This is a genomic window from Rhodoferax sp. (genome assembly GCF_010365055.1).
Lineage (GTDB): Bacteria > Pseudomonadota > Gammaproteobacteria > Burkholderiales > Burkholderiaceae_C > Rhodoferax.
Genome location: NZ_JAAFHA010000001.1, coordinates 26,491 through 39,466 on the forward strand (window position 1 = coordinate 26,491; position 12,976 = coordinate 39,466).

Annotated in this window: 12 protein-coding genes; 5 read left to right on the forward strand and 7 right to left on the reverse strand. The window is 60.8% G+C overall.

The features are described from left to right. Positions 1-20 precede the first annotated feature (20 nt). From rseP to rpsB, 7 genes are all read right to left on the reverse strand, one after another. The gene (gene rseP / locus GZ093_RS00125; RefSeq protein WP_296480338.1) at positions 21-1,382 is read right to left on the reverse strand and encodes an RIP metalloprotease RseP; all 1,362 of its coding nucleotides are present in this window, start codon (positions 1,380-1,382) and stop codon (positions 21-23) included. A 21-nt stretch (positions 1,383-1,403) separates the two neighbouring features. Next, positions 1,404-2,615, reverse strand: coding sequence for a 1-deoxy-D-xylulose-5-phosphate reductoisomerase (gene dxr / locus GZ093_RS00130; protein ID WP_296480340.1), 1,212 nt, complete (start codon positions 2,613-2,615; stop codon positions 1,404-1,406). Continuing rightward, positions 2,615-3,469 carry a phosphatidate cytidylyltransferase gene (locus tag GZ093_RS00135; protein ID WP_296480343.1) on the reverse strand — a complete coding sequence of 285 codons (855 nt, stop codon included), beginning with the start codon at positions 3,467-3,469 and terminating at the stop codon, positions 2,615-2,617. The genes dxr and GZ093_RS00135 overlap by 1 nt, the downstream gene beginning before the upstream one ends. Before the next feature lie 109 nt (positions 3,470-3,578). After that, the gene (gene frr / locus GZ093_RS00140) at positions 3,579-4,139 is read right to left on the reverse strand and encodes a ribosome recycling factor (protein ID WP_296480346.1); all 561 of its coding nucleotides are present in this window, start codon (positions 4,137-4,139) and stop codon (positions 3,579-3,581) included. Positions 4,140-4,199: 60 nt separating this feature from the next. Continuing rightward, complete coding sequence (gene pyrH / locus GZ093_RS00145; RefSeq protein WP_296480348.1) at positions 4,200-4,922, reverse strand: UMP kinase; 723 nt, start codon at positions 4,920-4,922, stop codon at positions 4,200-4,202. Between the two features lie 112 nt (positions 4,923-5,034). After that, positions 5,035-5,958 carry a translation elongation factor Ts gene (tsf, locus tag GZ093_RS00150; RefSeq protein WP_296480351.1) on the reverse strand — a complete coding sequence of 308 codons (924 nt, stop codon included), beginning with the start codon at positions 5,956-5,958 and terminating at the stop codon, positions 5,035-5,037. An 85-nt stretch (positions 5,959-6,043) separates the two neighbouring features. Next, a complete protein-coding gene (gene rpsB, locus GZ093_RS00155) occupies positions 6,044-6,799 on the reverse strand; it encodes a 30S ribosomal protein S2 (RefSeq protein ID WP_296480353.1) in 756 nt (251 codons plus the stop codon). Between the two features lie 172 nt (positions 6,800-6,971). Between rpsB and GZ093_RS00160 the strand changes: the two genes are divergently transcribed. The 5 genes from GZ093_RS00160 (at position 6,972) to GZ093_RS00180 (ending at position 12,909) form a co-directional block, all read left to right on the forward strand. Beyond that, positions 6,972-8,294 carry an amidase gene (locus GZ093_RS00160; RefSeq protein ID WP_296480355.1) on the forward strand — a complete coding sequence of 441 codons (1,323 nt, stop codon included), beginning with the start codon at positions 6,972-6,974 and terminating at the stop codon, positions 8,292-8,294. A 119-nt stretch (positions 8,295-8,413) separates the two neighbouring features. Beyond that, on the forward strand, positions 8,414-9,640 hold the full coding sequence (locus GZ093_RS00165; protein WP_296480358.1) for an FAD-dependent oxidoreductase: 1,227 nt from the start codon (positions 8,414-8,416) through the stop codon (positions 9,638-9,640). A 60-nt stretch (positions 9,641-9,700) separates the two neighbouring features. Further along, entirely contained in the window at positions 9,701-10,543 is an 843-nt protein-coding gene (locus GZ093_RS00170) for an HDOD domain-containing protein (protein ID WP_296480360.1), read from the forward strand. A 9-nt stretch (positions 10,544-10,552) separates the two neighbouring features. Further along, positions 10,553-11,440: an MBL fold metallo-hydrolase gene (locus GZ093_RS00175; protein WP_296480362.1), complete on the forward strand. Its 888-nt coding sequence runs from the start codon at positions 10,553-10,555 to the stop codon at positions 11,438-11,440. 5 nt (positions 11,441-11,445) lie between these two features. Further along, a complete protein-coding gene (locus GZ093_RS00180; RefSeq protein WP_296480364.1) occupies positions 11,446-12,909 on the forward strand; it encodes an NAD(P)H-hydrate dehydratase in 1,464 nt (487 codons plus the stop codon). Positions 12,910-12,976: the final 67 nt, after the last annotated feature.

The window sequence follows — 12,976 nt, forward strand, 5'->3', positions numbered from 1 at the left end:
TGAATGTCAACGCCAGACATTTAGCCAAATAAGCGGGTGATATCGTTAAAGAGGGCAATCGACATCAAAAGGAACAGGATCGCAACGCCACCGCGTTGCAGAGTTTCCATCCAGGCATCCGAGACCGGTTTGCCCGTCACACCCTCCCAAAGATAATACATCAGGTGACCACCATCCAGAACCGGCAATGGCAGCAAATTCAAAACGCCCAGGCTGACACTGATCAGAGCGAGAAACAGCAAGTACTGCGTCAGTCCCATTGCGGCAGACTTGCCGGCGAAATCCGCAATCGTCAAAGGACCGCTGAGGTTTTTGACCGACGCCTCGCCAATCAGCATCTTGCCCATCATTTTGAGCGTCAAGAGCGAGACATCCCAGGTGCGCGTCACACCGCGCCACAATCCGTCGATTGCGCCGTAGCGCACCGTCACCAGCTCTGGTATGGCGCCCACGTAGGCGCCGATTCGTCCCACCGCCAACTCGCCCTCTTGCCGAACCTCAGGAGTGACGATGATTTCAAGCTCCGTTCCGGCCCGGTCAATCTTCCAGGCAGCCGGCACGGCCTTCCCATTCACCACCGACGCGCGAATCAGCTGGCGCAACTGTTGGCCGTCCAGAACCGGCCTTGATCCGACCTGGCGCACCAGATCGCCGTCACGCAAGCCGGCCTTGTCGGCCGCAGAGCCCGCCATGACCTCGCCAATGACCGGCCGGGTGTGCGGGCCTACGACCCCAATCTTGTGGAACAAATCAGCATTGGCCTCGCTGGCATCCATGCCGGCCAGCTTGAGCAGCACTTCGCTGGTGTCGGTGCGGCCCGGCGTCGTCAGCTCCAGACGCACGTCCTGCCCTTCCAGCGCGCCCCGGGTCAAGAGCCAGCGCAGGTCTTCAAACGAGGCCACGCTTTGCAGTTCTTCGTCGGCAAAGCCGGCGCGCTGCACCCGCTCGCCGCCGACCACGCCGGCTTGTTGCGCCACCGAGCCCGCCTCGGGGCTGGCCAGAATGGCTGCCGGATACTCCACGCCGCTCCAGTTCACTGCCGCATATAACAGCGCCGCCAGCAGCAAATTGGCCACCGGGCCCGCCGCCACGATCAGCACGCGCGATCGCAAGGGTTGGTTGTTGAAGGCGAGATGCCGCTCACCCTCGGGTACCGGCGATTCGCGCTCGTCGAGCATCTTGACGTAGCCGCCCACCGGAAAAGCGCACAGCGCAAATTCGGTCGATGAACCCTTGGGCTGCCAGCGATACAGCGTTTTACCAAAACCAATGGAAAATCGCAGCACTTTGACACCACAAGCCACGGCCACGCGGTAATGTCCATACTCATGGATCGCTATCAACAGGCCGAGTGCCAATACAAAGGACGCAAGGGTCAGCATGGTTCTTTAAAACGGGCTTGATCAGCGAGCGACACGGCGTACCGCTTGCTGCGCGGCAGCACGCGACGCGGCATCCAATGCCAGCAGATCGTCCAGCGATTGCGGACTGGCCGGCACCACCGACTCGAGCGTTTCCAGATTGACGCCATGAATCTGGTCAAAGCGTATTTGGCCGTCAAGAAACGCAGCAACCGCCACTTCATTGGCGGCGTTCAACACGGCGGTTGAACCGGAAGGCGCATTCAGAACTTGCCACGCCAGCTTCAAACCCGGAAAACGTTGTTCGTGGCCGTTCGAGTCCAGCGACTCGAAGGTCATATCTGCCATCACCCGAAAATCCAGCGCGCCAGCACCCGAGGCCATCCGGTCGGGCCAGGCCAGGCCATAGGCAATCGGCACTTTCATGTCGGGCGTGCCGAGTTGGGCCAGCACGGAATTGTCTTTGTACTGCACCATGGAATGAATGACGCTCTGCGGGTGAATCACGACCTCGATCTGTTCTGGCGTGACACCAAACAGGAAGCGCGCCTCAATGACTTCCAGGGCTTTGTTCATCATGGTGGCGGAATCGACTGAAATCTTCCGCCCCATGACCCAATTGGGGTGGGCACAGGCCTGCGCAGGTGTTACGTCCCGCAGCGTATGGGGCGCGCGCTGCCGAAAGGGTCCACCCGACGCCGTGAGAATAATTTTGTCAATCTGGCTCGACCAGACCGCAGCATCATCGGGCAGTGACTGAAAAATGGCCGAATGCTCGCTGTCAATCGGCAGCAGCTTGGCGCCCCCTGTGGTGACCGCCTGCATGAAATAAGCGCCCCCCACCACCAAGGCTTCCTTGTTCGCCAGCAACAGACGTTTGCCGGCGTGGGCCGCAGCCAGACAGGAGGCCAGGCCGGCGGCACCCACAATCGCCGCCATCACCGCATCCGCCTCTTCGTGCGAGGCAATCATGGCCAAGGCCGACGCACCCCAAAGAACCCGAGTCGTCAGACCAAGGTCGCGGCATTGACGCTCCAGCACACGACCGTGCGGCTCGCTGACCATGACGGCAAACACGGGTTTGAACTGCACACACTGCTGCAGTAATAATTCGTTCTGCGTCGACGCGCTCAGGGCGAACACCTCGAACCGGTCGGGATGGCGCGCAATCACGTCAAGCGTGCTGACCCCAATGGAACCGGTTGAGCCCAGAATAGCGACCCGCTGTTTAACCATGCTCGTCACACCCTTCATCAAAGCTGTGCCACCGAGTAAAGCATCATCGCCAGTGGCAAGGTGGGCAACAAGGCGTCCACCCGGTCGAGCACGCCGCCATGACCTGGCAGCAAGCCACTGCTGTCCTTGACACCCGCACTGCGCTTCACCAGTGACTCAAACAAGTCACCCACCACACTCATCGCCGCCAAAAATAGGGCAACAATCAGCAGCAACCAGCCGCCGTGTCGGCCCAGGTGGGTAAAAAAACTGGGTACGGTGCTGGTCCAGGCGGAATCCAACCAGCGCCAGGTAAAGGCCAGCGCGATGACGCCTGCCATGCCGCCCCACACACCTTCCCAGCTTTTGCCGGGGCTGATGCTGGGTGCAAGTTTGCTGCGGCTGAAACGCCCGCCGAAGGTGCGGCCCGCAAAATAGGCACCAATGTCTGCCACCCACACCAGCACGAGGATAGACAATAAAAAATTGATGCCAATCACCCGGGCCTGCGCCACCGCCAGCCAGGCCAGGCACAGAGCCAGCAGGCCTGCGAGCAGCCGCAGCGCGCGCGGATGAACCGCCCAGGCGGACACACCGCGGTGCAACACCCAGGCGCCAGCCAGCACCCAGACAGCGCCCGCGGCCAGCCAGAGCCCGGACAACGATCGCTCCAGCAAGCCTGACCACCAAGCCACGGCGCAAAGCAGTCCACAAACCGCGCCCACAGCCAGCGAAACCGATTGGCCATAGCCGTTCAGGCGAGCCCACTCCCATGCACCGGCAGCAATCAGCAACAGGGCGATGGCGCAAAACGGCTCGGGCGAACGGTAGAACATGGCCGGCAGCAAGATAAGCAGCAGGACCAGGGCAGTGATAACGCGTTGCTTCAACATTTAGTCGCTCTCAGGCAAAGCCAGGCACCAAGGTCGACACTACGCTCGCCACGACACGCTGGCCTGCCAAGTGCTGGGCACATAAGGCGAGAGGCAAGGTTGCTGCCAATCAAACCGCCATGATCTCTTGCTCTTTGGCAGCCACCAGTTGGTCGATCACGATGATGTGCCGGTCCGTCACTTTCTGAATGTCGGTCTCGCAGCGTTTTTGCTCATCTTCCGAGGCCAGTTTGTCCTTGACGGCTTTTTTGATCGCCTCATTGGCATCACGGCGCAAATTGCGGACCGCAATCTTGGCGCCCTCGCCCTCATTGCGGACCACTTTGGTCAGTTCCTTGCGCCGCTCCTCCGACATGGCGGGCATCGGGACCCGGATCAAGTCGCCCATGGACGATGGATTGAGTCCCAGGTCGCTGTCACGAATGGCCTTTTCAATCTTGGCGCCCATGCCCTTTTCCCAGGGTTGCACACTGATGGTGCGAGCATCCAGCAAGGACACATTGGCCACCTGGCTGATCGGCAGCATGGCGCCGTAATAGTCAACGTGCACAGAGTCCAGCAACGCTGGGTTGGCGCGGCCGGTCCGAATCTTGGTCAGGTTGTGTTTAAACGCTTCGATGGATTGGTCCATCTTGCCTTCAACCGTGTTTTTTATATCGGCAATCGTCATGGTTTTTCCTCACTCGACTATTCAAAGGGCACTGTTCAAAAGGATGCGATTTTGACACGGTCAGGCATAAACCAGCGTGCCCTCGTCTTCGCCCATCACCACACGCTTGAGCGCGCCGTGTTTCAAGATAGAAAACACCTTGATCGGCAGCTTTTGATCACGGCACAGAGCAAAGGCGGTAGCGTCCATGATGCCCAGGTTTTGCGCCATCGCGTCATCGAAGGAGATTTTGCTGTAGCGGGTGGCCTTCGGGTCTAACTTTGGGTCGGCGGTGTAAACGCCATCGACCTTGGTCGCCTTGAGCACCACCTCGGCACCGATTTCAGCGCCGCGCAAGGCCGCGGCGGTATCGGTGGTGAAAAACGGGTTGCCGGTGCCAGCGGCAAAAATCACCACTTTTCCTTCTTCCAGGTATTGCAGTGCCTTGGGGCGAACATAGGGCTCCACCACCTGCTCAATCGCAATCGCCGACATGACGCGCGCCGTCAACCCCGCCTTGTTCATGGTGTCACCCAGGGCCAGGGCATTCATGACGGTAGCCAACATGCCCATGTAATCGGCCGTGGCCCGGTCCATCCCGACCGAGCCGCCCGCCACACCCCGAAAGATATTGCCCCCGCCAATGACCACCGCCAACTGCACACCCAGACGGGTCACCTCGGCGATCTCGTCGACCATGCGCACGATCGTGTCACGGTTAATACCAAATGGGTCATCGCCCATCAGGGCTTCGCCTGACAGCTTGAGCAAAATACGCTTGTGGGCTGGTTTGGCGACGGACATGATGAACTCCTGATGTGATGACGTTTGAGCGGGTAAGTCCAAATTCAGACCGATGATCGTGCGCTGAATTTGTCTATTGAGAAAGCCCGTTTTGCGGCGGGTTGAATGGCAATCAGCCGGCCTGTTTGACAGCGGCCAGTTGGGCGGCCACTTCAGCGGCAAAATCCTCGACCTTTTTCTCAATGCCTTCGCCCACGACATACAGCGTGAACGCCTTCACGGTCGTGCCAGTGGCCTTGAGCATCTGCTCGACCGTCTGTTTGTCATTTTTCACAAACGACTGGTTAAACAGAGACACTTCCTTGAGGTATTTCTGCACACCGCCTTCGATCCGCTTGGCGACGATCTCGCTTGATTGAACCGGCTTGCCAGCCGCTGTTGCCACTGACGCATCTTCAGCCGCTTTGGCAGCTGCCACGGAACGCTCCCTGGCGACCAGATCAGCGGGGACATCGGCAGCGGACAAAGCCACTGGTTTCATCGCGGCGATGTGCATGGCCACGTCCTTGGCAGCAGTGGCGTCACCTTCAAACTCAACCACGACACCAATGCGGGTACCGTGCAAATAAGTGGCCAGCTTGGCGCCTGAGGCAAAGCACTTGAAGCGGCGAAAGCTCATGTTCTCGCCGATCTTGCCGATCAGGCCCTTGCGCACGTCTTCCAGTGTTGGCCCAAAGCCATCCTGGCTATACGGCAAGGCAGCCAGCGCCGCCAAGTCAGCAGGATTGTTCTGCGCGATCAGCTTCGCCGCCGCATTGGCCAGGGCCAAGAAGCTATCGTTCTTGGTGACAAAATCGGTTTCGCAGTTAACTTCAAGCAACGCGCCCACATCACCGTCCATGTAACTGGTGATCACGCCTTCGGCAGTGATACGACCAGCGGCCTTGCCGGCTTTGCTGCCCAATTTGACGCGCAGCAATTCTTCGGCCTTGGCCATGTCGCCTTGCGCCTCGGTCAAGGCACGTTTGCACTCCATCATGGGCGCGTCCGTTTTGCCACGCAGTTCAGCCACCATGCTCGCGGTAATTGCAACCATTTTTTTCTCCGTCATCAGTTCAACTATTTAAAGGGGGACTCAAAAAAGGGGCCGACAAGCCCCCTTTTTAAGGGCGACAGACAGCTCAGGCAGCTGCTTCGTTCACTTCAACAAACTCATCAGCGCTCTCGGCGGCGGCGACGGCCTTGACCACATCGTCCACCGCGTTGGAGCGGCCTTCAATGATGGCATCGGCAATGCCGCGCGCATACAAAATGACCGCCTTGGAGGAGTCATCGTTACCCGGAATGATGTAATCAATGCCTTCGGGTGAGTGATTGGTATCGACCACGGCAATCAGCGGAATGCCAAGCTTCTTGGCTTCGGCAATCGCAATTTTGTGAAAACCGACGTCAATCACAAAAATCGCGTCCGGCAAGGTCGTCATATCCTGAATGCCGCCAATGTCGCGTTCCAGCTTGGCCAGTTCGCGCGCGAACATGAGTTGCTCTTTCTTGCTCAAGCTGTCCAGACCCGCTTCTTGCTGGATCTTCATGTCTTTGAGGCGCTTGATCGAGGTCTTGACCGTCTTGAAGTTGGTCAACATGCCGCCGAGCCAACGCTGGTCGACGTAAGGCACGCCGGCGCGCTGGGCTTCCAGGGCGACGGTCTCACGGGCCTGGCGCTTGGTGCCGACCATCAGCACGGTGCCGCGGCGGGCGGAAACCTGGCTGGCAAACTTGGCAGCCTCCTGGAACATCGGCAGCGATTTTTCCAGGTTGATAATGTGAATCTTGTTGCGATGGCCGAAGATGAACGGGGCCATTTTGGGGTTCCAGAAGCGAGTTTGATGGCCAAAATGGACACCGGCTTCCAGCATTTCGCGCATGGTAATTGCCATAATTAATTCCAAAGGTTAGGTCTAAAATCCAGTTCGTTTTTGCCACTCTTGAAGACGCTTCTGATGCGTCAGCCAGAATTGCAACACCTTGATGAAACTGGTTTGCTGATTTGCTCACCAAATAGCCACTTAGGCCACCCAGCAAAGCCCGATGATTATAGCCTGCGATTCCATGCTTTCCGACCTCCACACAACACGCCAGCGCTTGCGCTGCGGCCAAACCCAGGCCAGCAGCGAAATTGAGCGCGCCATCGATGCCGCGCAATCGACCCGCTGCCAACATGCTTTCGTGCAAACCACCTTTGACGCGGCTCGCACCACCGCCAACGCCCCTGACATTGAGCACTTGCCGCTGGCGGGCCTGGCCGTTTCCATCAAGGACCTGTTTGATGTGGCCGGACAGCGCACCTGCGCTGGCTCGGTGGTCCTGAGAGATTCCCCGCCCGCCTTGCGAGACAGCCCCGCCGTCGCGCGCTTGCGCCGCTCCGGTGCTGCCCTCATGGGGCGCACCCACATGGTGGAGTTTGCCTTCTCGGGCGTCGGCACCAACCCGCACTTCGCCACACCGGCAAACCCGCACAGCATCGACCTGCCGCTCATTCCCGGCGGTTCATCCTCGGGCGCTGCCGTGTCAGTGGCCAGCGGCGCAGCCTTTATTGGTTTGGGAAGCGACACCGGCGGCTCGATCCGCATCCCGGCGGCTCTGAACGGCATTGTTGGCTTCAAAAGCACCGCCCGCCTGGTGCCAACCGACGGCGCCCTGCCGCTGTCAACCACGCTTGACACAGTCTGCGCCATGACCCGCAGCGTGCGTGACGCGATCCTGGCGCACGAACTGCTGGCCCAGCGCCAAGTTACGCGCAGCGCCGCACCCTTAGGCGCCTACCGTCTGGCCGTCGCCAGCACCCTGATGCAGGACGACCTTGACGCCACCGTAGCAACCGCCTGGCAGCGCACCCTGGCCACCCTGCGTCGGGCCGGGGCCCGGATTGAAGAAGTCAACCTGACCGAGATCAGCCAACTGCAGTCCATGCAGGCCACCGGCAGCTTCGCGGCGGCGGAGAGTTACGCTTGGCATCGCTCCTTGCTCGAACAAAAAGGCGATGCCTACGACCCGCGCGTGGCAAGCCGCATCCGGCGCGGCGCCAGCATGAGCGCCTACGATTACCTCACGCTGCTGCGCGAGCGGCAACGCTGGATCAGCCGGATGACCGCCGCCCTGCAAGGCTTTGACGCGGTGTTGTCGCCCACCGTGCCCATCGTGGCACCGCCGATCGCAGAGCTGGCACCAGGCACGCAGCGCGACGCTGCTTTTTTGCGCGTCAACGCCCTGCTGCTGCGCAACCCCAGCGTGGTCAACATGTTCGATGGCTGCGCGCTGTCGCTCCCATGCCAGGGTCCCGACGAGTTACCGGTGGGTCTCATGATCTGGGCCGGGGCGCTGCGCGACGATACCGTGCTCAACCTGGCGATCCAGATCGAACAAATACTATAAAAATAGTAGCTACTCGCGTTTATTACACGGGGGCTAGAGGCCAATTACATAGGCAGTTGAGGACAGAGCGCCGCGTCGCTGCGGTCTGTCCCGCAAGGTTAATTAGAAATAAGGGCTTCATGAAAATTGCAGTTATTGGCGCCGGCATCATCGGCATCACCACGGCCTATGAGCTTAGCTGTGATGGGCACGAAGTGACCGTGCTGGAGCGTTGCGGTGCCGCGGCCGAAGAAGCCAGCTTTGCCAATGCCGGCATCGTGGCGCCCGGTATGCCGACCCGGGATCGCAGCCATTTTTTCAGCCGCCCTGCCCCCATCCGCCTGGGCTGGCCCATTGCCCCGCACGAACTGGCCTGGTTCTGGAACTGGCATCGCGCGCGCCGCAGTGACCGCGCTCAGGTCAATCGAGCCCAGATGCAGACCCTGGCCAGCTATAGCCAGGAGCGCTTGCACCAGATCACGGCGGATTTAAAACTGGACTATGAACGCAGTGACGGCCTGCTGCTGTTGCTGCGCACCGAGCAGGACAGCAAGATGATGCAAGCGGGCCTGCAACGGCTGCGTGAGACGGGCCGGGAATTCAAGGAACTGAGCGCACTCGAGGCCCGCAAGAGCGAGCCCGCCTTGAGTCCTGACACGCCATTTTTTGGTGCCATTGCGCTCGTCAATGCCGAAGTCGCCAACTGCCGCCAGTTTGCCTTGCTGCTCAAGAACGAGTCCCAGCGCCGTGGCGTTGAATTCGCATTCAACACCGAGGTGACGCACATCGAAAGCGCCAGCGGTGTCACACTCACGGTCGCCGGCGACTCGAACGCCTACCCCTTTGACGCCGCCGTGATTTGCGCTGGGGCGAATTCGGCGCGCCTGCTTGTGCGCCTGGGCATCAAGCTGGCGCTGGCCGCCCTGCATGGCTATTCGATCAGCGCCCCGATTCGCGAGCCGCTCAATGCACCACGCAGTGCTGTGGTCGATCAACGCCACCAGGTGGCTATTTCACGCCTGGGCAACCGGGTGCGCGTGTCAGGCCTGGCCGAACTCGGCGGGGTGCCTGGGCACAAGCGCGCCGACGCGCTGCAAACGCTGTACCAGGCCTTGCACGACTGGTTCCCTGGCGCCGCCAAGCTGTCAGGCGGCGTGCAGGAATGGAAGGGCGCACGCCCGACGCTGCCCGACGGCGCGCCGATGTTGGGTGCCAGCGGTATACCGGGCCTGTGGCTGAACCTGGGCCAGGGTGCCAGCGGTTGGGCCATGAGTTGCGGTTGCGCCCGAGCCTTGGCCGACCTGATGGCAGGCAAGGCGCCTGAGTTCGACCTCAACGGACTCGGCATCGAGCGCCTGGGTCGCTAAAACAGGACAGTCATCGGGCCTGCTACATTGACACCCTACCCGGTCACGGAAAATTCCCGCATGAGCCCTGAACTCTCTTTAAAACTGGCCGCTGCTGTCGACGGCATGCCCGCGTTTCCCAAAAGCGTGCAGAAAATCCTGGAGCTCACGCGCGACGTCAACTGCTCACCCAAGGATCTGGTGCAAGTCATTGACAAAGACCCGGTGGTCACGGTCAAAGTGCTGCGCGTGGTCAACTCGGCTTACTACAGCCTGCCCAAGCAGATCACCTCGATCAACCATGCGGTGGTTTACCTGGGCTTTAACACCATCAAAAACCTGGCCTTGAGCATCGCGGCCATCGGCATGTTGCCCGCCAGCAATGCGGCCGGTTTCGACGGCGCGCAGTACCTGATTCACTCGCTGTCCACGGCAGCGATTGCCAAGCAACTGGCCTTGCGTCTGGATGACGCCGACCCGATGGACTGCTTCATTGCCGGCCTGCTGCACGATTTTGGCAAGGTGGTGTTCGCGCAGTTCATGCCGAGCGAATTTCGCCAGGCGCTCGAAACCAGCCAATGGAACGAGAGCTCACTGCACCTGGCGCTGCGGGACGTGATCGGTGCTGATCACGCGGTCGTCGGCGCCATGCTGGTCGAAAAGTGGCGTTTCCCGGCTGAGCTGGTGGAAACCATCCGCTGTCAGTTTGGCCCCGAGGTCAAAGACACACCGATGATTGCTTGTGTCTTTGCCGCCAACCAGATCAGCAAGAGGCTCGAATTTGGCTTTGCCGGCAACCGCTGCGTCGAACAATTGCCACCCGCTGTTGCGCAAAGGCTGGGTGGCACCTTGGATGAACTGATTGTCTCCTTGGGCGATTTGGCACCCCTGCTGGAAGAAGCCAAAATATTTTCAAAAGTTTGAGGTCACTGCATGAAAGTCAGATTTTGGGGGGTGCGCGGCTCCATTGCTTCACCCGGCCCGAGCACGGTGCGCTATGGCGGCAACACCACCTGCATCGAGATTCGCACCGACGACAACGAGTTGATCATCCTGGACGCCGGCACCGGCATTTTTCCACTCTCGCAGACCCTGCTGGCCGAGTTGCCGGTCACGGCCAACGTGTTCATCAGCCACTCGCACTGGGACCACATTCAGGGCCTGCCGTTTTTCATCCCCAACTTCATTCCTGGCAACACCTTGCGCCTGCATGGCGCCTTTGACCCGGTGTCGGGCAAGGGCGTGGAACAGGTGATGGCGGTGCAACTGCAGTACAGCTATTTCCCGGTGCGCGAGGCCGAGATGAAGGCTCGCATGGAATACATCACGCTCACGCCCGAGCAGAGTATCCAGATTGGCTCCGCCACGGTTACACCTTTTCTCATGAACCACCCCGTGATTGACTTCGGTTACCGCATTGAGGCCAACGGCAAGTCGGTGTTTTTTACCGGGGACCACGAGCCGCCGCTCAACATCTACGAACCAGGCGACGAGAGCTACGCCGACTATCAAGGGTTTGTTGATGAAAAAAACGACAGCATCCTGCGCGCCATGCAGGGCGTCGATGTCTTGATTGCCGACAGCTCCTACACTGAAGCGGAATATCCGGCCAAAAAAGGCTGGGGCCACGGCACCTTCAACTCCAGCATGGCGTACGCCAAGGCGGCTGGCGCCAAGATGCTGTTTTGCACGCACCATGAACCGACCCGCAGCGACGATGCTCTCGAAGCCGCTTTCCGCCAAGTGCTGCTTGACAACCCGTCGCCAGCCGGTGGCCCCGAGGTTCGACTCGCGCGCGAGGGCGAAACCTACGAGTTTTAGAACCGATGCAAAAAATAGACTTCCGAACCCGCCACGCCTTGTTCGGCCTGGATGCCACCCGCCGAATTGAGCAGACGGCTCAGGCCGCCCTGCCCGCTCACACCCTGATGCAGCGCGCCGGGCTGGCCGTGGCGCAACTGGCGCTCGCCATTGCGCCGAACGCCCAGCGCATCTGGATCGCTTGCGGCCCCGGCAACAACGGCGGCGACGGGCTGGAAGCGGCCCTGCACTTGCAGCGCTGGGGCAAGCAGCCGGTGCTCACCTGGCTCGGCAGCCCCGAGCAGGCGCCACCGGACGCTGCGGCGTCTTACCAGCGCGCGGTGGCGGCCGGCGTCACGTTCTCGCAGACGCCGCCCAGCGAGTTTGATCTGTGCATCGATGCCTTGCTGAGCATCGGCAGCCAGCTGCGGGAACCTGATGGCCGCATGGCCGCATGGATCCAAATGATCAACGCCAGCCAGCAAGCGGTGCTGGCGGTGGACGTGCCCACCGGCCTGCACGCCGACACCGGCGCCGTGACGAAGCTGAGCGTCCAAGCCACCCACACCTTGAGCCTGCTCACGCTCAAACCTGGCCTGTTCACCGCGCATGGGCGCGACGCCGCTGGCAGCGTCTGGCTGGCCGACCTCGACGTGAACCAACTCAACGCCCTGGCGCAACAACCGGTTGCGCCCACGGCCTGGCTGGCAGGCGCGCCACCCACAGCCATGCGCCTGCATGCCTCGCACAAAGGAAGCTACGGCGATGTCGCTGTGATTGGCGGCGCAGCGGGCATGACAGGTGCGGCCCTGCTGGCGGCCTCAAGCGCGCTGCACGCGGGCGCCGGCCGGGTTTTTGTCGGCTTGCTCGACGGCGGCACGCTGAGCGTGGACACCAGCCAACCCGAGCTGATGTTCCGACCGGTCGATGCACTTGACCTGTGCGCAATGACGGTGGTCTGCGGCTGTGGTGGCGGCGACGCTGTGCGCGCCCAACTTCCCAAGGTTTTATCGAGCACAGCCCCCGTCGTTATCGATGCAGATGCTTTAAATACAATAGCTATTGACACCCAGCTACAGGCCTTGCTAGCCGAGCGCAGCCTGCGCAACGCCGCCACGGTGTTAACGCCGCACCCACTGGAAGCCGCACGCCTGCTGGGCAGCAGCGCCGCACGGGTACAGGCTGATCGCCTCGCCGCTTGCGGGCAACTGGCCGAGCGCTTTGCCTGCACCGTGGTACTCAAAGGCTCGGGCACCGTGATTGCCGCGCCCGGTCAGACGCCTGTCATCAACCCCACCGGCAACGCCCGTCTGGCCACCGCCGGCACGGGCGATGTATTGGCGGGTCTGATTGGCGCGCGCCTGGCCGCTGGCCTGGATGTTTTCGATGCCGCCTGCCAGGCGGTCTACCAGCATGGTCTGGCAGCCGATCAGTGGCCAGGCGCGCAGCCCCTGACGGCTGGCGCTTTGTCGCAGTTACTATTCAAATAGTAGCTACAAGTGCAAGCAACACAAGGGCTAGAGGCCTATTTTATATAACAAATAGTCCGAATGATCT

Bases quoted from the DNA above. Each gene is read 5' to 3' on its own strand.
- GZ093_RS00160 (WP_296480355.1), top strand. From the start codon at position 6,972: ATGCTTTCCGACCTCCACACAACACGCCAGCGCTTGCGCTGCGGCCAA.
- GZ093_RS00180 (WP_296480364.1), top strand. From the start codon at position 11,446: ATGCAAAAAATAGACTTCCGAACCCGCCACGCCTTGTTCGGCCTGGAT.
- GZ093_RS00135 (WP_296480343.1), bottom strand. From the start codon at position 3,469: ATGTTGAAGCAACGCGTTATCACTGCCCTGGTCCTGCTGCTTATCTTG.
- pyrH (WP_296480348.1), bottom strand. From the start codon at position 4,922: ATGTCCGTCGCCAAACCAGCCCACAAGCGTATTTTGCTCAAGCTGTCA.
- GZ093_RS00170 (WP_296480360.1), top strand. From the start codon at position 9,701: ATGAGCCCTGAACTCTCTTTAAAACTGGCCGCTGCTGTCGACGGCATG.
- dxr (WP_296480340.1), bottom strand. From the start codon at position 2,615: ATGAAGGGTGTGACGAGCATGGTTAAACAGCGGGTCGCTATTCTGGGC.
- GZ093_RS00165 (WP_296480358.1), top strand. From the start codon at position 8,414: ATGAAAATTGCAGTTATTGGCGCCGGCATCATCGGCATCACCACGGCC.
- rpsB (WP_296480353.1), bottom strand. From the start codon at position 6,799: ATGGCAATTACCATGCGCGAAATGCTGGAAGCCGGTGTCCATTTTGGC.
- frr (WP_296480346.1), bottom strand. From the start codon at position 4,139: ATGACGATTGCCGATATAAAAAACACGGTTGAAGGCAAGATGGACCAA.
- tsf (WP_296480351.1), bottom strand. From the start codon at position 5,958: ATGGTTGCAATTACCGCGAGCATGGTGGCTGAACTGCGTGGCAAAACG.
- rseP (WP_296480338.1), bottom strand. From the start codon at position 1,382: ATGCTGACCCTTGCGTCCTTTGTATTGGCACTCGGCCTGTTGATAGCG.
- GZ093_RS00175 (WP_296480362.1), top strand. From the start codon at position 10,553: ATGAAAGTCAGATTTTGGGGGGTGCGCGGCTCCATTGCTTCACCCGGC.